This window comes from Duncaniella dubosii (genome assembly GCF_004803915.1).
In the GTDB taxonomy this organism is placed as follows: Bacteria; Bacteroidota; Bacteroidia; order Bacteroidales; family Muribaculaceae; genus Duncaniella; species Duncaniella dubosii.
In genome coordinates, this window is sequence record NZ_CP039396.1 from 570,724 (window position 1) to 594,059 (window position 23,336).

Annotated in this window: 25 protein-coding genes, 2 tRNA genes and 1 pseudogene; 16 read left to right on the plus strand and 12 right to left on the minus strand. The window is 48.8% G+C overall.

The window, feature by feature from the left end:
• Window positions 1-32: 32 nt before the first annotated feature.
• Both E7747_RS17195 and E7747_RS17200 read right to left on the minus strand, forming a co-directional pair.
• Entirely contained in the window at window positions 33-467 is a 435-nt protein-coding gene (locus tag E7747_RS17195; protein ID WP_136413892.1) for a glycosyltransferase family protein, read from the minus strand.
• Entirely contained in the window at window positions 467-1,219 is a 753-nt protein-coding gene (locus E7747_RS17200) for a lipid-A-disaccharide synthase (RefSeq protein WP_136413894.1), read from the minus strand. The genes E7747_RS17195 and E7747_RS17200 overlap by 1 nt, the downstream gene beginning before the upstream one ends.
• A 184-nt stretch (window positions 1,220-1,403) precedes the next feature.
• On the opposite strand from E7747_RS17200, the gene E7747_RS02465 reads away from it, so the two are divergent.
• The 3 genes from E7747_RS02465 (at window position 1,404) to E7747_RS02475 (ending at window position 4,237) form a co-directional block, all read left to right on the plus strand.
• Window positions 1,404-1,871 (plus strand): PepSY-like domain-containing protein, encoded by a 468-nt coding sequence (locus tag E7747_RS02465; RefSeq protein WP_136413896.1) that lies wholly within the window; start codon window positions 1,404-1,406, stop codon window positions 1,869-1,871.
• Window positions 1,872-2,204: 333 nt separating this feature from the next.
• Window positions 2,205-2,915, plus strand: coding sequence for a glucosaminidase domain-containing protein (locus tag E7747_RS02470; protein WP_136413898.1), 711 nt, complete (start codon window positions 2,205-2,207; stop codon window positions 2,913-2,915).
• Window positions 2,912-4,237 carry a DEAD/DEAH box helicase gene (locus E7747_RS02475; RefSeq protein WP_136413900.1) on the plus strand — a complete coding sequence of 442 codons (1,326 nt, stop codon included), beginning with the start codon at window positions 2,912-2,914 and terminating at the stop codon, window positions 4,235-4,237. The genes E7747_RS02470 and E7747_RS02475 overlap by 4 nt, the downstream gene beginning before the upstream one ends.
• A gap of 85 nt (window positions 4,238-4,322) precedes the next feature.
• Here E7747_RS02475 and E7747_RS16835 read toward each other — a convergent pair whose 3' ends face one another.
• Together E7747_RS16835 and E7747_RS16840 are read right to left on the minus strand one after the other, a co-directional pair.
• Window positions 4,323-4,727, minus strand: coding sequence for a nitroreductase family protein (locus E7747_RS16835; RefSeq protein WP_262710059.1), 405 nt, complete (start codon window positions 4,725-4,727; stop codon window positions 4,323-4,325).
• Complete coding sequence (locus tag E7747_RS16840; protein ID WP_228449230.1) at window positions 4,724-5,074, minus strand: nitroreductase family protein; 351 nt, start codon at window positions 5,072-5,074, stop codon at window positions 4,724-4,726. The genes E7747_RS16835 and E7747_RS16840 overlap by 4 nt, the downstream gene beginning before the upstream one ends.
• A gap of 205 nt (window positions 5,075-5,279) precedes the next feature.
• On the opposite strand from E7747_RS16840, the gene E7747_RS02485 reads away from it, so the two are divergent.
• The 6 genes from E7747_RS02485 (at window position 5,280) to ypfJ (ending at window position 10,277) form a co-directional block, all read left to right on the plus strand.
• Entirely contained in the window at window positions 5,280-6,770 is a 1,491-nt protein-coding gene (locus E7747_RS02485) for a potassium/proton antiporter (protein ID WP_136413902.1), read from the plus strand.
• A 343-nt stretch (window positions 6,771-7,113) separates the two neighbouring features.
• Window positions 7,114-7,187 (plus strand) — tRNA-Asp (locus tag E7747_RS02490).
• 112 nt (window positions 7,188-7,299) lie between these two features.
• Window positions 7,300-8,022: a DNA alkylation repair protein gene (locus tag E7747_RS02495; protein WP_136413904.1), complete on the plus strand. Its 723-nt coding sequence runs from the start codon at window positions 7,300-7,302 to the stop codon at window positions 8,020-8,022.
• A 212-nt stretch (window positions 8,023-8,234) separates the two neighbouring features.
• Window positions 8,235-8,308, plus strand: a tRNA-Asp gene (locus tag E7747_RS02500).
• 259 nt (window positions 8,309-8,567) lie between these two features.
• Complete coding sequence (locus E7747_RS02505) at window positions 8,568-9,281, plus strand: MIP family channel protein (RefSeq protein WP_123615708.1); 714 nt, start codon at window positions 8,568-8,570, stop codon at window positions 9,279-9,281.
• A 126-nt stretch (window positions 9,282-9,407) separates the two neighbouring features.
• Window positions 9,408-10,277 carry a KPN_02809 family neutral zinc metallopeptidase gene (gene ypfJ, locus E7747_RS02510; RefSeq protein ID WP_136413906.1) on the plus strand — a complete coding sequence of 290 codons (870 nt, stop codon included), beginning with the start codon at window positions 9,408-9,410 and terminating at the stop codon, window positions 10,275-10,277.
• A gap of 103 nt (window positions 10,278-10,380) precedes the next feature.
• On the opposite strand, the gene bcp is transcribed toward ypfJ, so the two are convergent.
• The gene (bcp, locus tag E7747_RS02515; RefSeq protein ID WP_136413908.1) at window positions 10,381-10,836 is read right to left on the minus strand and encodes a thioredoxin-dependent thiol peroxidase; all 456 of its coding nucleotides are present in this window, start codon (window positions 10,834-10,836) and stop codon (window positions 10,381-10,383) included.
• Window positions 10,837-10,987: 151 nt separating this feature from the next.
• Window positions 10,988-11,437, minus strand: coding sequence for a cupin domain-containing protein (locus E7747_RS02520; protein ID WP_136413910.1), 450 nt, complete (start codon window positions 11,435-11,437; stop codon window positions 10,988-10,990).
• A gap of 209 nt (window positions 11,438-11,646) precedes the next feature.
• On the opposite strand from E7747_RS02520, the gene E7747_RS02525 reads away from it, so the two are divergent.
• Together E7747_RS02525 and E7747_RS02530 are read left to right on the plus strand one after the other, a co-directional pair.
• A complete protein-coding gene (locus E7747_RS02525; protein WP_123615712.1) occupies window positions 11,647-12,024 on the plus strand; it encodes a winged helix-turn-helix transcriptional regulator in 378 nt (125 codons plus the stop codon).
• The gene (locus E7747_RS02530; protein ID WP_136413911.1) at window positions 11,981-13,000 is read left to right on the plus strand and encodes a glycosyltransferase family A protein; all 1,020 of its coding nucleotides are present in this window, start codon (window positions 11,981-11,983) and stop codon (window positions 12,998-13,000) included. The genes E7747_RS02525 and E7747_RS02530 overlap by 44 nt, the downstream gene beginning before the upstream one ends.
• Window positions 13,001-13,009: 9 nt before the next feature.
• Here the strand turns inward: E7747_RS02530 and E7747_RS02535 are convergent, their stop codons facing one another.
• From E7747_RS02535 to E7747_RS02560, 6 genes and pseudogenes are all read right to left on the minus strand, one after another.
• Window positions 13,010-14,227 (minus strand): aminotransferase class V-fold PLP-dependent enzyme, encoded by a 1,218-nt coding sequence (locus E7747_RS02535; RefSeq protein WP_136417012.1) that lies wholly within the window; start codon window positions 14,225-14,227, stop codon window positions 13,010-13,012.
• A 42-nt stretch (window positions 14,228-14,269) separates the two neighbouring features.
• Complete coding sequence (sufD, locus tag E7747_RS02540) at window positions 14,270-15,118, minus strand: Fe-S cluster assembly protein SufD (RefSeq protein ID WP_168185193.1); 849 nt, start codon at window positions 15,116-15,118, stop codon at window positions 14,270-14,272.
• Window positions 15,058-15,624 (minus strand): hypothetical protein, encoded by a 567-nt coding sequence (locus E7747_RS02545; RefSeq protein ID WP_136413915.1) that lies wholly within the window; start codon window positions 15,622-15,624, stop codon window positions 15,058-15,060. Before E7747_RS02545 ends, sufD begins: the two co-directional genes overlap by 61 nt.
• The gene (sufC, locus tag E7747_RS02550; protein ID WP_123615716.1) at window positions 15,621-16,385 is read right to left on the minus strand and encodes a Fe-S cluster assembly ATPase SufC; all 765 of its coding nucleotides are present in this window, start codon (window positions 16,383-16,385) and stop codon (window positions 15,621-15,623) included. The genes E7747_RS02545 and sufC overlap by 4 nt, the downstream gene beginning before the upstream one ends.
• Before the next feature lie 625 nt (window positions 16,386-17,010).
• Window positions 17,011-18,461 (minus strand): annotated as a pseudogene (gene pyk, locus E7747_RS02555) (pyruvate kinase).
• 274 nt (window positions 18,462-18,735) lie between these two features.
• Entirely contained in the window at window positions 18,736-19,632 is an 897-nt protein-coding gene (locus tag E7747_RS02560; RefSeq protein WP_123615718.1) for a helix-turn-helix domain-containing protein, read from the minus strand.
• A gap of 238 nt (window positions 19,633-19,870) precedes the next feature.
• Here E7747_RS02560 and E7747_RS02565 point away from each other — a divergent pair, with 238 nt between their 5' ends.
• From E7747_RS02565 to E7747_RS02580, 5 genes are all read left to right on the plus strand, one after another.
• On the plus strand, window positions 19,871-20,299 hold the full coding sequence (locus tag E7747_RS02565) for an LbetaH domain-containing protein (protein WP_228449231.1): 429 nt from the start codon (window positions 19,871-19,873) through the stop codon (window positions 20,297-20,299).
• Window positions 20,278-20,430 (plus strand): LbetaH domain-containing protein, encoded by a 153-nt coding sequence (locus tag E7747_RS16845; RefSeq protein WP_228449232.1) that lies wholly within the window; start codon window positions 20,278-20,280, stop codon window positions 20,428-20,430. The genes E7747_RS02565 and E7747_RS16845 overlap by 22 nt, the downstream gene beginning before the upstream one ends.
• Before the next feature lie 4 nt (window positions 20,431-20,434).
• The gene (locus tag E7747_RS02570; RefSeq protein ID WP_123615720.1) at window positions 20,435-21,502 is read left to right on the plus strand and encodes an alpha/beta hydrolase; all 1,068 of its coding nucleotides are present in this window, start codon (window positions 20,435-20,437) and stop codon (window positions 21,500-21,502) included.
• Window positions 21,499-21,681: a hypothetical protein gene (locus tag E7747_RS02575; protein ID WP_123615721.1), complete on the plus strand. Its 183-nt coding sequence runs from the start codon at window positions 21,499-21,501 to the stop codon at window positions 21,679-21,681. The genes E7747_RS02570 and E7747_RS02575 overlap by 4 nt, the downstream gene beginning before the upstream one ends.
• A 260-nt stretch (window positions 21,682-21,941) precedes the next feature.
• Entirely contained in the window at window positions 21,942-23,291 is a 1,350-nt protein-coding gene (locus E7747_RS02580; RefSeq protein ID WP_136413916.1) for a tyrosine-type recombinase/integrase, read from the plus strand.
• The last annotated feature ends 45 nt before the right edge of the window (window positions 23,292-23,336 follow it).

Consider the following 23,336-nt stretch of genomic DNA (forward strand, 5'->3'; position numbering starts at 1 on the left):
TGTGATGTTTTTCCATAGACTCCTGCCGACCGTCACCGCCCTCCGAGCGAACGGAGGATGAGCGCCGCGACATTGGCCGCAGCAGAGCTGTCGGTGTGGAGGATGCGGCGCACACGGTCATAGCCGTCGAGCTGCGCCCGGCGCTCGGAAGTGTCGCCGATGAGCGGCGCGAGCTGACGGTCGACCATCTCCGGCGTGCAGTTGTGGACGAGCATTTCAGGCACGACACATCCTCTCACGCCCGTCCTGACAGCCTCGCGGTTGACCTCGTTGCGCGTCAGGCGGTCAATCTTCCCACCGACGAGGTTCGGGAGCGAGGCATAGGGGATTTTGAGTATGTGGAGAAAAATATCGTGGGCCCATTTCCAGCCGACTGCCCGGTAGCACACCACCTGCGGACATCCGGCAAGCGCACATTCGAGCGCCGCAGTGCCCGATGTCACCATAGCCACACGCGAATTAGCCATCAGACCGAGAGTAGCCCCGTCGACAACCGGGAAGTCGGTAAACCGCGCATAGAACTCCCGCTGAGCGAGGGCGCACCCGCAACCACCGCCTGTAAACCGGGATGACGACGCGCCACAGCGTCCATCACCGGCAGATTGGCCTTTATCTCCCCCACCCTGCTTCCGGGCACGAGCGCGAGAACCGGGCGGTCGGCAAGCCCGTGGGCGGCGAAAAATTCGCCACGCGACGGCAGCGCCCTGATGGCATCCTCGACCTCCTCTACCGAAGGATTGCCTACGTAGGTCACCTCGACCTCGCGCTCGGAAAACCATGCCGGTTCAAAGGGTAGAATCGAGAACACCTCGTCGACATAGCGCCTGATCTGCTTGATGCGATATGATTTCCACGCCCAAAGCTTCGGCGCGATGTAGTAGAACACCTTTATGCCAAGTCCCTTGGCATACTTGGCGAGCTTGAGGTTGAAACCGGGATAGTCGACAAGCACCACTGCGTCGGGGCGCTGAGTGCGTATGGCCTCCTTGGCGGTCCTGAGATTGCCGAGCACCTCGGGCAGATGTCTGGCCACGTCAATGAAGCCCATGAACGCCATGCGGCTGAAATGGATTAGCGGAGCGCGGCCAGAGGCATCAGCCATGCGGTCGCCGCCGAGAAAACAGATGTCGGCTTCGGGGTCGAGTTTCAGAAGCTCCTTTATGACCTGAGCGGCATGCAGGTCGCCGGATGCCTCTCCGGCCGAGAAGAAATATTTCATAGTCTGGATTATTTTCGTGATGTGTCACGCAAAGATAAACCATTTACTCCGCACTGCAAAACTCCCGGCCGAATATACCCGAACTCAGACATACTAAACGGGTATCCCTGTCCGTTAATATAAACGTAGCATACGGAAACTATCGGAAACACACTCATTATATATATTTTTTCAAGGAAGACTTATGAAAAAAATTCTACTTCTTCTCCTTCTCGTCACAATGACAGGAGGAGTCGCACACGCCTTTATCGACAAGTACACAATCAACCGCGAGAATCTGCCTGAAGAGGCTCTCGAAATGCTCGACGAGTATTTCCCGAAAGCGAAGGTGAGCATGATCAAGGTCGACCGCCATCTGCTCAAAAAGACCGACTACGATGTAAAACTCGTCAACGGCACTAAAATCGAATTTTCAAACGCCGGCAAATGGCAGTCGGTCGACTGCAAGAAGCGCGAAGTGCCCGAAGGGCTTGTCCCACGCACCATCCGGAACTATGTTGGCAAAAACGGCAACGGAGCAAAGATTGTCAGCATAAAGAAAAAACTCAGCGGTTATGAAATCGGACTTTCCGACGGCGTGGGAATGAAATTCAATCTTCTCGGCCAGTTCAAGAGCATCATAACCGACAGCGAAGAAGATAATGACGAATAAGACACATCCGGCATGACTCTCCCCTCAGGATGACTCAACGGATTCACGCCTGATTGACGATTATTTGGGAAACAGGTATCGGCCAACTTCATGATTTGCAGCCGTTCATCCCTCGGCAGGGAATGAACGGCTGCTTTTTCTTTTACAGGCCACAGGTGCGGTGTCCGCAAGGAGATTCTCCACACAGACGGTGGTGACAGAATGGTTGTTCAAAAAGTAAATTTTAATGAATTTTTCTCAAAATTTCATTGTTTGAAGGATTTTTGCTAACTTGCGCGTTAATAATAGAGTCAGATTCACGTCTACTATTATTTTTATCCCCCTCTACCACCTATGTACCGTATATTATTCCCGCTCCTGTTCATGCTGCTGCCGATTCTGTCCGAAGCCAAAACCCCTATTTTCGGGAAAGCCGAGATAGATGTCGATTATATGTATGAATATGTGTGCCGCCATAACCCCAAGTTCCAGCGCGAGGTTGCCGAAGCGTTCTACAATGTCGGCGAGCGCTATGGCATCCGTGGCGATATCGCCCTCTGCCAGGCCATAATCGAGACCGGATGGTTCAGATTTGACAACGGAACAGCCGTTCAGCCCAATGCCCACAACTATTGCGGGCTTGGAGTGAAAAAACGCGGCGACAAGGGCTGCAGATTCCGCGACATCGAGGAAGGAGTCACAGCCATGATGCAACATCTCTACGCCTATGCGTGTTCCGGCAATCTCCCTGACGGAGAAAACATGGTCGACCCGCGTTTCACCTATGTCAAGCGCGGCTGCGCCCCGACGTGGGAAAAACTCGCGGGCCGATGGGCCATGAACCCGCGCTACGGCAAAAACATACTTCAGATTTACTCCGGGCTGGTCACTCATGCCAAGTCGGACAATCTTGCCTCACAGCAAAACATCTACAAGGCCAAAGTCATCCAGCGGATCGAGGTCGAACTTCCCGACGGACTCATCGACATCGACCATCTCTCTCCTGAATACGGCCATGATGTGGACGACAGCGATGACATTGCCAACAACGATCTATTCAAATGAAAGAAAAAGAAATACTCGCCAACATAGCTTCGCGCCTTGCCATAGGCGAACTCAACGACATGCAGCGTCGCATGGCCGGACTTCAGACCAAAGGCACTGTCACACTCATCGCCCCTACCGGCTCGGGCAAGACTCTTGCATTCGCCATCCCTCTGCTCAAAAGTCTCGGAAACCCCGATGGCAAAGTGCGGGCTGTCGTCATCGCCCCTTCACGCGAACTCGTGGTGCAGATCTATGAGGTCATCCGCCCAATCGCGACCGGATTCAAGACAGTCGCGTTCTACGGCGGTCACTCGATGCAGGAGGAAATAAACTCTCTCGCAGTAACTCCCGACATAATCGTAGCCACCCCGGGGCGTCTGCTCGACCATGTGAAACGCGGCAACCTCGACCTCTCGACAACGCGCACGCTGGTGCTCGACGAATATGACAAGGCCCTCGAACTCGGCTTTGCTGACGAAATGAAACGCGTGTGCCACAAGCTTACTTCTGTATCGTTCGTCATCCACACCTCAGCCACAGTGCTCGCCGAGCTGCCAGACTATCTGCCTAAGAGCACGCGCACCGAACTGATTGATTTCAGCTGTTCGACTTCACCGAGAAAGCAGATGCAGATTGTACATATCCCCTCCCCGTCCCGCGACAAACTCGACACGCTCATCGACCTTCTCCGCTCTCTCCCCGACGGCCGTGTCATCGTCTTCGCCAACCATCGCGAAAGCGTCGAGCGCATTCATGCCGCCCTGCGCAAAGCCGGGCTTCCGGCCGGACTCTACCACGGAGGATTGGAACAGAATGAGCGTGAGAACGCCGTCGAACTGCTCAACAACGGGACGACACCGATACTCGTCTCAACCGATCTCGGCTCACGCGGTCTCGACATCGCCGAGCTGTCGGCCGTGGTCCACTATCACTTGCCACCGTCGCCCGAAGCATGGACCCACCGCAACGGCCGCACCGCGCGTCAGGACGCAAACGGAGAAATATATGTGATCACAGCCGAGGGCGAAAACATCCCTGAATACGTCGAATGGGACAGAGACTATGTGCCTCAGGGGAAGACAGACCATCCGATAGTCTCGTCGACCGCCACACTCTATTTCAATGTCGGGAAAAAAGAAAAAATTTCACGTGGCGACATCGTTGGTTTCCTCATCGCCAAAGGCGGCCTTGAAGCCTCGCAAATCGGCCGTATAGCGCTGCGCGACCATGCCGCCCTCGTAGCCGTCCCTCGCTCAGAGGCAGGACGACTCGTGAAAGCACTCGCACCCGAACGTATCAAAAACACCCGTGCCAAAATTTCAGTCCTTAAAGGAGAATAATGATAACCCATACGGCAAGCGCCCCGTGGAAACTGGTAATCGGACCTTTCCACGGGGCGCTTGCCGTTTTCTTTGATGAAAACCATCACCGCGCAGGATCAAACCCACGGCGCTGAAGAGCACGGAGCATGCGATATTGCATCGCTTCGCGATAGTAGCCCACTATATGCGAAGCCCAGTCATTGTCGGTCTTTGCGCCTTCGCGTGTCTGATTGTAGTTGCTGACGATGGCATCATATTCCTTAAGCTCTTCGAGCATCGCGTCATCATCCTGACGGTAATGATCCTTATGGATGACGAGCGACAGCGGCTGCTTCGGTTTCAGATCGGGCATCTCACGCGGTACACCTATTGCAAGACCACACACAATGAAAGTCTTGTCTGGAAGCTTCATCATCGATGAGAGAGCCTCAGGCGCGACGGTGCGTGCATAACCGATCGGACAGGTCCCAAGCCCGAGCGACTCAGCCATCGTCACTGCCCCCATCATGGCCAGCGTTGCGTCAACGACCCGACAATCAGGCCGTCGGCAGTATGTTCGAAATCCGGCATATCTATATTTTTTGCTTCGCTGATCAGCCGGATTTTATGATAGTCGATCATAAAAAGCAAAAAATGCGAACATGTCTTGATCTGCTTCTGATTTGTCAGAGCATAAATCTGTTCCTTGACAGCCTGATCCGTAACATCGATTACAGAAAACTGCTGTCCGTTGTAACTTGTGGGCGTGTTGCGTATGGCCTCATAAATTAGCTGCATCTGTTCGTCGGTCACCGCCTCACGCTCATAGCGACGGATACTGCGACGATTCAGCAGACTTTCTTTAACGCTTTTCATGTCTTTATGCCGGGATTATGATTAGTAAATTAATTCAATGTATGGAGCATTAGTGCAGCCATGGATTGCTATATAAACAATTTACACGGCCAAACTGTTTAATAGACCCATTTATTTAACATATTTTCATCAATTGTTTTGTTCAGGCCAAATAGGTAACTTTGCAAAACATAATCAACCGTTTGGCAACCACCACAGTTCAACTATGGATTTTATCACATCAGAAAACATACTCCTCATCGGCTCGATGCTACTCATCGCAGGAGTGCTTGTCGGCAAATTAAGTTACCGCTTCGGACTTCCGTTGCTGTTGATATTCCTTCTCGTCGGCATGGCTTTCGGCACCGACGGCCTCGGAATCCAGTTCAGCGACATGCACACCGCACAGTTCATCGGCATGGTGGCGCTTTGTATCATACTTTTTTCAGGCGGCCTCGGCACCAAACTCTCCTCGATAAGACCCGTAATCATCCCGGGCCTCGTCCTCTCTACAGCAGGAGTGCTACTCACTGCGCTCATAACCGGCCTGTTCATCCTATGGCTATCAGGCATGGAATGGGCCAATATCCATTTTGCATTCCTCCCGTCGCTTCTGCTCGCAGCCACGATGTCGTCGACCGACTCGGCCTCGGTGTTCGGCATACTCGGAAGTCAGAAAGTGGCACTTCGCAATCACCTTCGCCCCATGCTTGAGCTTGAAAGCGGATCAAACGACCCTATGGCCTATATGCTAACCATAATACTTATAGAGGCCATCACTCTCGGCGGAGGGCTTTCGGCCGGTAACATAGCTGTCGAGCTAATCTTGCAATTCGGAGTGGGCGGGGCAACCGGATTTGTGATGGGCAAACTCACGCTTTGGCTCATCAGCGCATACCGGCGCATCGGCCGCAGCTCTGGCAATCAGGAGGATGCGTCCCAGGCCACTTCAATGATTTCGATACTGATGATCGGATGTGTATTCTTCACCTTCGCTATCACGACCGCCCTTGCAGGCAACGGCTATCTCGCCGTATATATCTGCGGGATAGTTCTCGGCAATGCCACACTTCCCAACCATCGCGGAATCTCGAAATTCATCGACGGCATGACATGGCTGGCACAGATAGTCGTGTTCCTTATGCTCGGCCTGCTCGTGAACCCTCACGAGATGATCGATGTTGCGGTGGTCTCAATCATGATTGGCATATTCATGATCCTTGTGGGACGTCCGCTCAGCGTGTTCGTCTCGCTCGCACCTTTGCGAAAAATCAGCACCCGGTCCAAGCTGTTCATATCATGGGTCGGCCTGCGCGGAGCCGTACCAATCATCTTCGCCACATATCCTGTCGTCGCAAATATCGAAGGTGCCGGACAGATTTTCAACATTGTGTTTTTTGTCACGCTCCTTTCCCTGCTAATACAGGGCACGACTGTAATAGCATCGGCAAAGAAACTGAAACTAATCGATCCGGATGCCAAGGAGGATGATGATTTCGGAGTCGAGCTTGCCGATGATATCCCGACTTCGCTCCAGACTCTAACCCTGACCGAACAGCATCTTGCAGGAGGAAACACCCTCCGCGACATGCAGCTCCCGGCCGGCTCGCTCGTCATGATGATCCGGCGCGATTCGCGCTATATCGTTCCTAACGGCACACGCAGGCTTCTGCCGGGAGATACATTGCTTATAATCCGTGAAGAAAAAAGCTCTTGACCATCATCACATGCACTGATAACATCAATAACGGCAGCAAATAACCGAATTTGATATAAAATCTGAATAAAATCAACCTTTATGTTCTTCAACAGTTCGGTAATTTTTGAACAGGCATAGCTGTATCGCACTGATACACAATAGTTTGCATTGATATTGAATTGTTATTGTATCTTATTGATATTCAATTGAATATGCAAATTTTACCGAACTATTGTTCTTTTTACATCGAAAAAATTTGCATATATCGGAAAACTCTCGTAACTTTGCACTCGCAAAACGGAAATAACGCCGGTTGATGAGAGAATCAACAAAACGGCATCCGAAAGCATCTCAAAACCTTGGTGTGGTAGTTCAGCTGGTTAGAATACCTGCCTGTCACGCAGGGGGTCGCGGGTTCGAGTCCCGTCCATACCGCTGAGGAGAGAGGAGAATGAGTAATTGTAAATTCCTTCGGGAATTGCGTTACTCATTCTTTTTTTATACCTTTACGCCGTGCCAAACACCCAATTATATAAACCCCTGCATTATGGATGAACTGCTTTATCAATGGACCGACATGCTGTCTGCCGAAATAGTTCCCGGCAAACGCGAAGTGCTGATGCGATTTTTCAAGACTGCACCCGGAGAATATGGTGAAGGCGACCAATTTTTAGGCATCACAGTCCCGTCTGTCAGGAAAGTATCCAAGCTTATGACTGAAGCTCCTTTAGAAGCTATCAGCAGAATGCTTAAGTCTGAAATCCATGAACACAGGCTGTCAGCCCTGCTGGTACTCGTCGAACGCTACCGACGGGCTAAAAAGAACCACGAGCTGAAAAAACAGATTGCCGATTTCTATCTGTCAAACACCCCCTCAATCAACAACTGGGATCTTGTCGACCTTTCGGCCCCAAAAATCATCGGTAACTACGTCTATGAAACAGGCAATTATGAAATACTTTACCGCCTAAGCCGTTCTTCAGACCTTTGGGAACAACGAATAGCCATAGTATCGACCTACACGCTGCTTTGCAACGGTATCACCGAACCAACGATCTCTATTTCTCAAAGCTATCTCACCCACAAACATGACCTCATACACAAAGCCACAGGATGGATGCTGCGCGAAATGGGAAAACGGACAGATGAGAGCCTGCTCACAAAATTTCTGGATGCACACACCCGGAATATGCCAAGAACAATGCTCCGATATGCAATCGAAAAACTTTCACCTGAACTGAGACAATATTACCTGCACCTGCCAAGATGAGAGAATTAGCCACACAGTCGACACTTACAGAAAGCTATGCAATGCCGATTTATTCCCAAATAGAACAATTATAAACCCGTTTCTCGCAAGAATAAAAAAATTGAAAAAAAAGTTCCATAAAAAATTGCACAATTAAGGATTGATTCATACCTTTGCAGTCGCAAAAAGACAATGAAACTATTGGTCAACAGCCTCGATGCAATTCAAACCTTGGTGTGGTAGTTCAGCTGGTTAGAATACCTGCCTGTCACGCAGGGGGTCGCGGGTTCGAGTCCCGTCCATACCGCTGAGGAGAGAGGAGAATGAGTAATTGTAAATTCCTTTGGGAATTGCGTTACTCATTCTTTTTCTGTATATTTGCCTCAGACAACTTTCTTTGATACCGCACACCCGGATGCGGATAATCAATCTCTCAGATAATATCTGCGCACCTACAAAACATTCACTTTCCAAAATTTGTTGATGAAACGAGGGAATGTGACATATTTTGCCTACACTCAACTCAAACCTAAATAATTTACGTTCAACTAAAATTCAATCAACTAATGAAGAAGTATCTTGCAGAGATGATCGGTACGTTTGTATTGGTCTTGATGGGCTGCGGTAGCGCAATTTTCGCCGGAATCGGAGTCGGAACAACCGGCTACGGAGTCACAACCCTCGGTGTAGCAATGGCTTTCGGTCTTTCGGTAGTAGCGATGGCTTACACAATAGGAAATATCTCAGGCTGCCATATCAATCCGGCAATCACACTCGGTGTATGGTCAAGCGGACGCATGAGCGGACGCGAGGCCGGAGGATATATGCTTTTCCAGTGTATCGGAGCGATACTCGCCTCTTTCGTCCTATGGATTCTTGTCCATACAGGTAATCAGGCCGGCATCGAAGCCGTGTTCAACGACACGACAACCACAGGAGCAAACAGCTTTATGCCCGGCAACATCGTACCCGCGTTTATTGCTGAAATGGTTTTCACTTTCATTTTCGTATTGGTGGTGCTTGGCTCTACTGACCAGAAAAAAGGTGCAGGCAATTTCGCCGGTCTTGCCATAGGACTCACACTTGTTCTCGTACACATCGCATGTATTCCTATCACCGGAACATCTGTCAATCCCGCCCGTTCACTCGGCCCGGCCATATTCGCTGCGATTGAAGGAAATGCCCAGCCCATAGCACAGCTCTGGCTCTTTATCGTCGCTCCCTTCATCGGCGCAATCATAAGCTCATACGTATGGAAGCTGATCGGATCTAAAGATTGATCGGTCCGTCGTAAAACAGATACATCATACAAAGGCTGTGTCAGGAAACCGACAGTCGATTTTCTGACGCAGCTTTTTTTATAGAATTGCAGCCATAGAGGTTGCATAACAACTAAATTGACGACTATGCGACTCAACGGACGACGCGAAAGCTCAAATGTCAGCGACCGGCGCGGCAGCGGTGGCGCACGTGGTTTAAAAATCGGAGGCGGTATAGGTGCTGTCATCATCGCCGTAATCATTGCTTGGATTTCGGGAGGAAACCCGCTCGATGTCATAACCTCAAATGTCGGAAACCTGACATCCAGCAATCATACCACACAGAACTATACCCCGACAGAAGAGGAGGAGGAACTCGCACAATTCTCACGGCAGATTCTCGCCGGAACTGAAGATGTGTGGACCAAGCTTTTTGCCTCAATGGGCAAGGAATACGAGCCTCCAACACTTGTATTGTTCACCGATGCCGTACAGAGCGCCTGTGGCAACGCTACCTCGCAGGTCGGGCCATTTTATTGCTCCGCAGACCAATGTCTTTACATTGACCTGTCATTTTTCCGTGACATGCGCAAGACTCTCGGAGCAGACGGCGATTTTGCCTACGCCTATGTCATAGCCCACGAAGTCGGACACCATGTCCAGCATCTTTTGGGCACACTCGATCAGGCTCACTCCCAGATGAACAGAGTCAACGAAACCGAAGCCAACAATATCAGCGTGCGCATCGAATTGCAAGCTGATTTCCTTGCCGGCGTGTGGGCACACCATGACAACGCCATGTTCAATTCACTTGAACCGGGCGACATCGAAGAAGCTCTCGACGCTTCAATGAAAATCGGTGACGATTATCTGCAGAAACGTGCTCAAGGCTACTCTGTCCCAGATTCTTTTACCCACGGAACATCAGAGCAACGTAGCCGGTGGCTAAAACGCGGACTTTCGACAGGAGATATAACAAAAGGCGATACATTCTCTATTCCATACTCCTCGCTCTGACATATATCGTTCACAGATAAAAGCCATCGGGCGGACACTTCGTTTTTCAGTGTCCGCCCGATGCTTTCATTATGCGCTGACGAGACCAGCCCGAACTCGCAGACTAATCTCCGATAAGTCCGAGAAGCTGCTCACCGGCTTTCTTGGTGTCGACCTTATTGATTATATGTGTTATCTTGTGGTCAGCATCGGTAATGAAAGTCGTACGGACTGTCCCCAAGTATTCACGTCCTGCCATTTTCTTTTTCTGCCATACACCGAAAGCCTGATTGACTTCTGTCGACGGGTCGGAAAGCAGAATGAACGGAAGTGAAAATTTATCCGCAAATTTAAGATGACTTGCCGAGGAATCCTTGCTGATGCCTATCACAGTATATCCCTTAGCCGTAAGCTCGCTGTTATGATCACGGATCGAACAAGCCTCAGCCGTACAACCGGGAGTGTTATCCTTGGGATAGAAGTAGACAATCAGTGGCTTGCCTGCAAAATCAGAACTTTTCACCTCGTTGCCATCTGCATCGAGACCGAGAATCTCAGGAATTTTATCGCCGATATTCATAGCATTATTTTATTATTAGAATTAATGAAGTTTTTTTCTGAGTTCAAATTTAATAAAACTTACACTTATATCAACGGAATCACTCCCTATAAAGTTGTCAACACTCCATAATAGCCGGTGATGTCATACAATTCTCTGTTATTGTATAGGCCTACCACTTTACCGGCCCGGCAATAATATCACCGTCCGTAATATCATCCGCCGTAAAGGTGTTGCCGCGATACTGCACGCAAAGCATGACAAGCGGTTCTGTCCCGTTGTTACGGACCGACCGGTAACCGGCGGGAGCTACACGCACCACACTGCCTTCCTCAACCGGAAACACATTGCCGTCAACCTGAAACTCACCTTTGCCCGACAGGAAAAAATAAAGCTCCTCATGAGTCTTGTGGATATGCAGGAAACCGGTCTCCTGCCCCGGAGCGAAAACCTGAAAAGAAAATTCGCTACCGGTGGCACCGACGGCCCGTCCTCCGAACACTTTTCCGGGGATTTTGATTTCAGGACTGAACTCAAGTACATAGTCCTTTATTTCCGATAGACTGCCAAGGTTGACAGCGCTATAGTTTTCAGCGCTTGAATTTTGTTGAATCTGTTTCATATCTGATAATGTTTTCAAATTTTATTTCTGCAAAGTTAAGCTACTAATCATTATTAATCAAGAAGTTACTTTCTGCTCGCATAGTTACTTTTTTATTACTTTTGCAGAGCCTCAACGACTTATACCGATACTTTTTTTCTAAAAAAATAGAATAAATATGCTCATATATCCAAAATCGCCACTAACTTTGCAAAATAAAGCATCATGATATGAAAGAAGAAGACAATGCCACCAAATACCCCATCGCGATATGTCCTATCCGTAATGTCGTCGCACGTTTCGGCGATAAATGGTCGCTGCTTGTCCTGCTCGTAATCGAGGGAGAAGGCACAGTGAGATTCAATGAATTGCGCAGAATCATTCCAGACATATCTACCCGCGTACTTTCTTCCACACTCAAAACGCTTGAGGCCGACGGACTCATCAACCGCAAAGTTTATGCGCAAGTGCCTCCAAAAGTGGAATACACGCTGACTGAAACCGGCAAATCGCTGATACCAATCATCAATCAGCTCACACAATGGGCACAGACGAACATGGAAAATGTCATCAGACACCGCGAGGATTACGCCTCTGCTCAAGGATAGCACATCAATCACAATGGGCACAGAAATAACAATAGTAATCCCTGTCTACAACAGGGCACACACGTTGGGGAGAACCTTGCGCTCGATTGAAGGTCAAAAAGTAAGCCCTGCGCGTGTCATACTCGTTGACAACAACTCGACCGACGATTCATGGGAAACGATGCAACGCTGGAGCAACCACATGAAAGAATGTGGCCATGATGTCATGCTGTTTAAAGAGAGGAAAACCGGAGCATGCGCGGCACGCAACCGCGGGCTCAGAGAGGTCGAAACTTCATTCGTGATGTTTTTTGATTCCGACGACGAGATGCTTCCCGACCACGTGGCCGATTTTTCGGAAGCAATCAGGAAAAATCCTACGTGTGATATCTTCGGACGAAGCATCGAGTGCGAGGAGGCAGATGGAAAGCGGCGAAAACTGTATTTTACGGCAAAATCTCCGATGTTCAATCATCTTTTCAGAGGCTGCCTGTCGACACAACGCATGGTAATAAGAACGGAACTGGTCCGACAGACCGGCGGATGGGACGAGACGCTCCCGGCATGGAATGACTATGAACTTGGGGTGAGACTATTGCTGGCCACCGACAGGATAATGGACATCGGCGGAAAGACGACCGTCGTGACCCATCATCTTGCCGATTCCATAACAGGCACATCGTATAGCTCCCGTCATGAACACTGGGAAAAATCTCTCGACCGAGTGGAGAAGCATTTCATAAACATCGGCCGCAAAGACCTTGCAAGACTTACGGATGCACGGCGCATGGTACTCGCTTCGCAATACCGCAGCGAAGGTGACACGTGTGAGGAAAATCAGATGCGTAAAAATGCGATCCATCAAGCCGCACGACTCTATGCCGAGGTCATTGACAAAACCGACAGCCCGTGGAAAATGAAGGCGGTCTATCTCCATAACCGCCTGTTCAAACGCCTGACGTGGGCGCTTGCCCGAATTATTTTTCCTTTAGGATGAACCGTTGCCTCAGCGCAGCATCTCACTGACGCGCTTCAGCGCCGAGAGAAAGGCATCGCATTCCTCAATTGTATTGTAGACTGCAAACGAAGCTCTGACCGTACCCTCGATACCAAGTGACTGCATCAGAGGCTGCGCACAATGATGACCGGTGCGGACAGCTATGCCGAGTTTATCGAGAAGCATCCCCATGTCATAATGGTGTTCGCCGTCAACGAGAAACGAAATAATGCCGCATTTACCGGGAGCGGTTCCATAAATCTTAAGTCCGGGTATCTCCTCAAGCATCCGGCGGGTAGTATATTCAAGCAGTTCATGCTCGTGGGCGGCAATCCGCTCGACACCAAGCCGTGTCATATAGTCAATGGCTTTTTCGAGAGCCGCAATGCCGATGAAATCAGGAGTGCCGGCCTCAAACTTATAGGGAAGCTCGGCGTAGGTAGTCTTTTCAAAGCTGACAGATTCTATCATCTCTCCCCCACCCTGATACGGAGGCATCATTTCAAGCCATTTGCGCTTGCCATACAGCACGCCGACACCGGCAGGGCCATACATCTTATGGGCTGAAAAGGCATAAAAATCGGCATCGAGATCCTGAACATCAATTCTGATATGAGGCGCGGCCTGCGCTCCGTCAATCAGAACCGGGACATCATGGGCATGAGCCTCGGCTATGATTTCCTTGACCGGATTGACAGTTCCAAGAACATTCGAGGCATGACAGATCGCGACAAAACGTGTATGCTCGTTGAAAAGCGACCGATAGACACCCATATCAAGCGAACCGTCCTCACGGATGGGGACAACACGCAATTTTATATCGGAACGGCGCTGAAGCAGCTGCCAAGGGACAATATTGGAGTGATGCTCCATGACCGACAGAATGATTTCGTCACCGTCACGGAAAAACGCCCCGCCATAAGACGCAGCCACAAGATTGATGGCCTCTGTCGTCCCTCGGGTGAATATGATTTCATCCGACGACGGAGCATTGATAAACTCTCTTACCTTACGGCGCGCACCCTCCTGAAGCTCGGTCGCCTCCATTGACAGGGTGTGTACGCCGCGATGGACGTTGGCTTTCGTGCGGGTATAGCCGGCAACCACAGCATCGACCACTTCGCGTGGAGTCTGCGATGTAGCCGTATTATCGAGATAGACTAAAGAGCGTCCATAAATCTTACGGTCAAGAATCGGGTAGTCCTCACGTATCTTAGCAATGTCCAACATTATTCCTTCTGTTTTTATATCCGTATGTCAAATATGAAATCATTCGTGGCAATCAGTGCTGCGACAGCCTGAACAGTCGCCGAGTGTACCCGAAAAACGACGGTCGACAAGATGCAGCAGTCGTTCGCGCAGACCGCTTATGTGCACACTGTCAATCACATCGACCATGAAAGCCTGCATGAGCATCGTACGGGCCTCTGCTTCGGGGATTCCGCGCGAACGCATATAGAAGAGCGCATCGTTGTCAAGCTGCCCCGTGGTGGCTCCATGTGAGCATTTCACGTCGTCGTTGTAGATTTCAAGCTGCGGTTTGCAGTGCATCCGAGCCTCGGTCGAGGCAAGTATGTTGCGGTTGCTCTGATAGGCTTCAGTAAACTGCGCGCCGGGAGCGACAAGTATGCCACCCTCGAATGCCGCGGTCGAAGCATCGTCAAGCACATATTTGAAAAGCTGGTTGCTCCGGCAGCGAGGGCTAAGGTGACGGATGGCAGAATCATTGTCGATGTGCATATTTCCTGAACCGATCACCATGCCTGCAAGATGCGTCTCGGCATTCTCACCGTTCAGGTCAATCGAGAATTCATTGCGAGTAGTCCCGCAGGTGAGTGTCGTGGAGTTGAACGAGAAATGCGAATCTCTTTCCTGACGGACAAACATGCGCGAATAGCGCGATGTGTTGACCGATGACTCTTCGATGGAACAAGCCTCGAAACGCGCTCCCGCTCCGACATAGACCTCGGCAATCTGCGAACCGAGATAGCTGTTAGCCGTATCCTGAGTATGGTCGCAGACAAGAAGCTGCATTTCCGCTCCTTCGTCAAGCACAATCAGCAGACGACGGAAAGCGGCCAGTGAAATAGGCGACGAAAAGATATTGACAAGCTGCAACGGACGCTGAATCTTAACTCCACGGGGACATAAATCAGAACCCCGTCCTGAGCCAGAAGAGTGTTGAGAGCCACCGAAGCCTCACCCATAGGAGCAATCTCACCGTAGTAGCGGTTGACAATCTCCGGGAGTTCCGAAGCTGCACGCTTCAGCGAACCGAAAAACACACCTTCAGGCAGCTTTGATTCAAGCTTAGATGTCGGATGAAACGAATCGTTGATGACAAGACCCAGCAAAGTAGACAGCGAAGGGACATCGCATTTGAAACTTGCAGCGACATCAACCGGGATATTGACACGCGAAATATTGACTCCGTAGTCTGGTGAAAACATCTCGTCGATAGAAGTCTTTTCAAATCCCTCGCAGTTCTTGTCTGGGAGGTGAGCGTCGCGAAGCTGTGCGAGAGCCTCGTCACGGAGTGTATTCAGTTTACCGGCCGAATTGGCGCACACTGTCTCATGGTTCTGCTCGAAAAGTCCGATATATTGAGTCAGTGCGTTGCTCATAGGTCATTTTCCTCCTTAATCCAGTCGTAGCCTTTTTCTTCAAGTTCAAGCGCAAGTTCCGGACCGCCGGTCTTCACGATGCGTCCCTTATATAATATGTGTACGAAATCAGGACGGATATAATCAAGGAGACGCTGATAGTGGGTGATGACGATAGTTGCGTTCTTGTCAGTCTTAAGTTTATTTACACCGCCGGCCACCACTCGGAGCGCATCAATGTCAAGACCTGAATCTGTCTCATCGAGAATAGCTACGCGCGGTTCAAGCACTGCCATCTGGAAAATTTCATTGCGTTTTTTCTCACCGCCAGAGAAACCCTCGTTGACAGAACGCGATGCAAGCTTGTTGTCAAGCTCGACAATCGCACGCTTCTGGCGCATCATCTTCAGGAAATCGCTCGCACTGAGTGGCGCTTCGTCAAAATATTTACGTTTGGCGTTGACGGCGGCACGCATAAAATTCACCATCGATACACCGGGAATTTCCACTGGATACTGAAACGACAGGAAAAGACCTTCATGGCTACGGTCTTCGGGAGAAAGTTCGAGTAGATTCACACCGTGGAGAAAAGCCTCTCCCCCGGTGACAGTATAGGCCGGATTTCCGGCAAGCACGCCTGAAAGGGTGCTCTTACCTGAGCCGTTAGGCCCCATGATGGCATGGACTTCGCCTTCGTTGACGCTGAGATTCACACCGCGAAGTATTTCCTTCCCCTCAACCGAGGCATGGAGGTCGCGCACTTCAAGTAGTTTCTTGCTCATCCTATGTATATATAATTGTAGCTGTAGTTATGTTTTCTTTATTTGTGATGCGAAATTACTCAATTTCTATCATCTACCAAAACATTTTTCCCAAGACTTTGGTTTGAAGGTCTTTCGCCAGTCTTGCCCGTTCTCCGACAATTTATTAAACAAAATATTGAAATGTATTTAACCGATGTTAAATCAGTAATCGAATCAGTCCTTTTAAAGCTACTTTCCTTAACAAAGGTTAAAAACACATCGTGTAACAATATTGTACTTTCATTGTAACACACTTGTAACACAAACGCATTAATTTTGCAATGTGAAATCAAACAAGCATCTTCATTCGCAAAGAAGATTGCTGACAAGATATAGAATCAATACCTATAACACGAAAATTTACGGTTGCAAAATAGTTTTTTAGTAGACAAAACCAAAGATTTATCACATTTTTACGAAAAGGCTGTCGAGAACGACAGCCTTTCTCGTTTTTATAACATTAATGAGAAATAAAAGATTAGCGACCTCCCCGCTTTTTGTATAGTCATGACAAAAAAATCGCTGAAATTCAAAAATTTCAGCGATTTTTTATTCATATCTAAATTTTTCCGGCCTTCACTAACCGAAAAATCAGTAAACCATATCAGGATTCATGAGCGGAAGTGCCGTGCTCAAGAATCGCTTGCACGGAGTTGATGGCAAGGAATGTCGCACCAGTTCCGTTGATTGCTCCGAGTATGGCGATACGGTCGGAATAGTCCAGCAAACCTTGTTCGATGAAATCGCGCAGGGCTTCAAGCGGATAGCGATGCTGCTGCGTATAATCCTTATAGTAATAAGCCTTGATTCCATATGAGATGCTCAGCCAGCGCATGGTGCGACGGCGGTAGCAGATTGCATAAACCGGACATGCACCACGGAAGGAGGCTATGAAACGGGCTGTACGGCCATGATAAGCGTTGGCAATTATAGCTTTCGTACCGATCTCTCGCTCGGACACTACTGCCTGACGGGCAAGGAACGATGTGACATGCTCATCGGCAAGCTGAGGAATATTATCGCTGGTAATGGTCGCGGTCAACGAAGCTTCAACTTCCTGAGCGACACTTGCCATAGTCGACACAGCCTCTACGGGATAGCGGCCGTTGGCAGTCTCTCCCGACAGCATCAGACAGTCGGCACGCTGGTAGACGGCATTTGCGATGTCGCTGACCTCGGCACGTGTCGGACGCGGAGATGTAATCATCGAATGTAGCATCTGTGTGGCCACAATGACAGGATGATGCGCGGCTATACACTTTTCGATCATTTCGTGCTGAATCACAGGGATGCGTTCAGCGGCCACCTCGATTCCAAGATCGCCTCGGGCAATCATGATGCCGTATGAAGCCTCAAGAATTGAGTCAAAGTTATCGACACCCTGCTGGTTCTCGATCTTGGAGATAATCTTCATGTCAGAACCAAGACGGTCAAGCTCGGCCTGCACGGCATGGACATCATCGGCACTGCGCACAAACGAGTGAGCCACGAAATCCACGCCAAGCGATGCTGCAGTGGCGAGTGTGGTCTTATCGCGTTCTGTCAGAGAAGCAAGATGGATGTCGCTGCCCGGGATATTGACACTCTTGCGCGAACCGAGTCCTCCGTCGTTAAGACAACGTGCACGAATAATGCCGGTGTCGGTATTGATATCGAGAATAAGGAAGTCAAGCTCTCCGTCGTCAATCAGAAAGTGCATTCCGGGATGAACATCCTGAGCAATTTCTGAATAGTTGAGACATATGCGCCCGGCTGTGGTGGGTTCAGACACATGACCGCAAAACTCAACTTCCATTCCTTCGCGAAACGCAATTTTCTCGTTTGGCTCTGCATTGACAGTGGTTCTGATTTCAGGACCTTTTGTGTCGATGATGATACCGATACGAGGCGAGACCGCCCGACAGTTTTCTACTATCCTTGCCATTCCTTCAGCCCAAGATGAGCCGAATTCATTCTCACGACATTCATTCCTGCCATAAAGAGGCTACGGATAAACTCAACATCACATCGACGGTCTGAAATCGTCGTTATAATTTTAGTGCTTTTTTTTAGCATGTGCCTATTACTTGATTGGGCGAAATAATTAAAACTAAACAATTCTCATCAGAACTTATCCTATTAGCCCGGATGAGAATGCGTTCATACCTTGACGGTATATGAAACTGGATTACATAAAATTTTATACAAAATTACTCAATTATATTGGTTAAGCCTCGCAATTATTAAAAATATTTTACAATTCAAGCGTGGCGCAGATATGCTGTTCGCCTTTCAAACCGACTCTCGAAAGCCATCGATAGCCGGTTTGAAAGGCGAACAGACATCAGACTTAATTCAGTTGCAGGCGATATTCCCTCGGAGTGTTGCCTGTCTGTTTTTTGAAGAAGCGTATGAAGTGCTGTGAATGCTGGAATCCGAGAAGTTCGGCTATCTGTTTGGTGCTCAAGGCAGGATTGAGCAATGAGTTTTTAGCAAAGTTTATCATTTTCAGTTGGATATACTCCTGTGCGGTCTTGCCTGTCTCCTGCTTTACAAGATCTCCGAAATAGTTGGACGAAAGGCATATCTTGTCGGCGAAATACTTTACTGTAGGTATTCCGTCAGTCGCGCCACGACCGCCATCAAGATATTCGTCAATCAATTGCTCGAATTTACCGATAGCGTTATGGTTCAGTTCTTCACGTGTTACAAACTGGCGCTCGTAGAAGCGCATGCAGTAATTGAGCATCACCTCTATATTGGAAATGATAAGAGACTTGGAGAACTTGTCGATGGGATGTTGCAGCTCACGGGCTATCTTGTCCATATAGTCCTGCAGAATCAGGCGCTCTTCCGTCGACAGATGCAACGCTTCGTTTGAAGCGTAGGAGAAGAATGTGTATTGCTTGATTTTCTGAGCTAAAGGAGTCCGCAGAAGAAAATCGGGATGAAACAGCAGTCCGACAGCTTCCGGTGCCGGTCCGTCCTCAAGACGGTGAACCCCCACCGTCTGCCCCGGGGCAAAACTGACTACAGTTTCGTCATCGAAGTCATAGGATGTCTTCCCATAGTTTATTTTACACCCCGTGGTCTTTTTTATGAAAAGCGAATAAAAACCGAAGTGCATACAATGAGTCGGCTGTTCTACTGTGTCGTCAAAATGTACTATGCCGACAAGCGGATGCCGCGTCTCAAAACCGAAATAACGGTTATATTTTTCAATAGTGTCTGCCTCGTATATTTCCATATAAGATTTCTTTTTGCAAAGATAGTTATAATCAGTTGTCACGCAATGTAGGAAACTCACCGATATGTAATCGGGGTACATAATTCCGTAAGATTGGTATATTTTGCGAATCAGAGATTTAAGGCAGATGCGTAATTCCGTAATCGAGGTATATTCAGGCGTAACATTGGTTATTCCCACCATCTTTTTTGAAGCTAATTTTGCGATGTGAAAACAAACGTAAAAGTGACAAATAATTATGGCTACTGTTATTGAACGTATGAGAAACGGCGAGCGCATATCAGAGACCGCACCCGAACTTCTCTGTGACGAAATCGAGAACACTCGCAAGCTTATTGCCAAACTGAACACAGGATTTCATACACCCGATGAAACCCGCGCTATACTTGAACGCATCTGGGGACAGAAACTGGACAGTTCGGTTAGGATGTTCCCGCCGTTCTATACCGCTCTCGGCAAAATGACAACTGTAGGCAAAGAGGTTTTTATAAACTTCGGCTGCACCTTTCTCGATCAGGGCGGCATAACGCTGGACGACGGAGTTTTCATAGGCCCGGGGGTGAAGATAGCAACGGAAGGACATCCCGAAGAGCCCGAGAGACGACATTCGCTGATTACAGCCCCGGTTGTGATACGCCGTAACGCTTGGATCGGGCGGGCGCGATAATACTTCCCGGTGTCACTGTCGGAGAAAACGCCATAGTCGCAGCCGGAGCGGTAGTGACAAAAGATGTCGCAGAAAATACAATCGTCGCAGGAATACCGGCAAAATACATTCGTGATATAAAACAAGGCTAACGTTATGAAACGATACATCTATTCAATGATAATCGCATGCTTTTTACTGACGACAATCAATGCACAAAACAATAATATTACAGACATGGAAAATCTCAAACTTACTTCCGAATGGGACAAGACTTTCCCGAAAAGTGAAAATGTTGAACATTCCAAAGTGGCTTTTGTCAACCGCTACGGCATCACTCTTGCCGCCGATATGTATGTTCCCAAAGGCGCAAAGACACCACTCCCGGCCATAGCTGTCTGCGGACCGTTTGGCGCAGTCAAGGAACAGTGTTCTGGTCTTTATGCACAGGAAATGGCTGAACGCGGCTTCATCACTCTTGCTTTCGATCCGTCATTTACAGGAGAAAGCGGCGGACAGCCTCGCTACATGACCTCCCCGGATATAAACACGGAGGATTTCAGCGCAGCGGTCGACTACCTTGTAACAAACCCCTCTGTCAATCCCGAAGGAGTCGGAGTCATCGGCATCTGTGGCTGGGGCGGTCTTGCCATAAATGCCGCTGCGGCCGACCCACGTATCAAAGCCACTGTTGCATCGACAATGTATGACATGAGCCGTGTAAGCGCCAACGGATATTTCGACAGCGCTGACACTCCCGAAGACCGCTATAAGATGAAATCAGAATTGGCTGTACAGCGTACAGAGGATTTCCGCAACGGAACGCCCAAGCTTGGCGGAGGTGTGCCCGACGTGCTTCCTGAGGATGCTCCTAAATTCCTTCGTGATTATTTCGACTACTATAAGACTCCGAGAGGCTACCACCCCAGATCGCTCAACTCAAACGGAGGACGCAACGCGACCTCGCCAATCCCGTGGATAAACTTCCCGCTCATGAGCCGTGCCGATGAGATTAAGAATGCGGTAATAATCATACATGGCGAAAAGGCTCATTCATTCTATTTTGGAAGTGACGCCTACAAAAAACTCACAGTAACTCCCGGACAGGACAACAATAAGCTCTTAATGGTTATCCCCGGCGCAAGCCATACGGACCTCTATGACCGAAAAGACATAATTCCGTTTGATGCTCTTGTCAGATTCTTCAATGAATATCTGAAATGAAACTACCCATTCTTTCAGGGCTGATGGCCATGTTGTCAATGACAGCTTGTGCATCATGCACCACAACGGATGATGACCCCATAACTGAAAATCCTGCTCCTAATCCGACTCCCGGCACTCAAACCGGCAACAATGGCAGCGTATTGGTGGCATATTTCTCATGTACGGGCACCACTTGAACCAAGGACTCCCTGATTATGAGTAGGTGGAAGGCGTGATTTTGAACGAAACCGTATGAAACTTTGTTAATAATATGCAGGTTGATTATCAGATATTTGCAAGCGTGAAACAAACTTTGTAATTTTGTGTGAGACCTCTTGAAACTCGCGAGTTGTGTTCAAAATGTGTTCAAATCCCATTTGCTGAACACGCTCCCTGATTGTTTTATTGGGTCCGCCATGTCTAATAAAAACTTGAACACAACTTTGAACACATCAATATGAATAAGGCTCTCTTCAGCGACGAATCCCGGAGATTCGCAGGGGCGACGGTGTATATCATTCTCGCTCCTGATAATAGGTATAAATTTGACACAGGCAAATCTGTGCCGTTGACAGTCTGCGTCACCCATCAGCGGTCGAGAAGATATTTCTCGACCGGATATAAGGTGTCATCAATGAAAGAATACGAGGCTCTGTTCTCAAAATCTAATTCCGCCATCGAAATCCGAAAAGAACTTCGCAAGATGTTTGATCGGGTATGCGCCAAAGTTGATGAACTAATCCTGCTAAATCGCTTCTCTGTAGCCGACTTGAAAAGTTATCTCGACAAGTCGGAAGGAAAAGTGACAGAAAAAACGATGAGAGCAGATGATACGTTTTCTTATTGGGCAGCTCTTGGAGCATCGAAAGAGAAAGTAAAGACCCGCGCGATGTATTCTTCCGCGCTTGATTGGTTCAAACTGTTCCGAAAGGATAAGCCTATTTCACTTGGTGCTGTCGATACCGCCATAATCACACGCTTCGCCAAATGGCTTGATGAACAGAAAGCACGCAACGGCACAGATCAGCCGCTTTCTTTGGACACACGAATGGTAATTCTTCGCGCCACCCGTGCTGTATTCAATCAGGCCTATAAAGATGGACACACCACTATGGTACCCAATTTCAAAGGTCTTATACATGCTGGCAATCGTCGCCGCCTGAACGCCTTGACTGTGGAAGAAGTGTTGAAATTGTGGGAATATTGGCTTGCTTCTCCCGATAAACAGTCAAAATATGCCCGTGCCGTAGGACGCTGGCTGCTCCTTTACTGTCTCAACGGGATGAACACCATAGATATGGCTAAACTTGTCTGGACAGAGAAGGCGGCAATCTCGCAGAAATTTCCGCAATTTGTTTTCATCCGCTCTAAGATTGACAGGGCAAACAAACCTATCGGCAAGCAGCTTGATGAAACATCAGTACCGATTATTCCGCAGTTACGGCAGTTGCTCGATGTATATGCCTCGCAATATAGTCCCGGTGAGCTTGTTTTCCCTGACATCTTTCTCAATGCTGTCACCGATGAGCAAAAAGCAATCCGCGTTCACGACTTTAACCGCCGGATTTCAAAGAACATAAAGGACGTATGCGAATCGCTCGGAATCCAAAGTGTCACTCCCCAGTATGCCCGCAACTCGTTTATCTCGGCATTGGCACATCATGGGGTCATGACCGCTTACATAGACTATGCGGTAGGCCATGCCACATCGGAGGTGTCTGCACTCCTTGCAGGTTATATTTCCAATGTAACACCTGCTATGATGCAGGCTTTCAATGAGAAAATATTTATCGTACCTCCGATATGATGAAGCTGATATAGAGCAACTTTTTTAATCGGAATGCTGATTTAT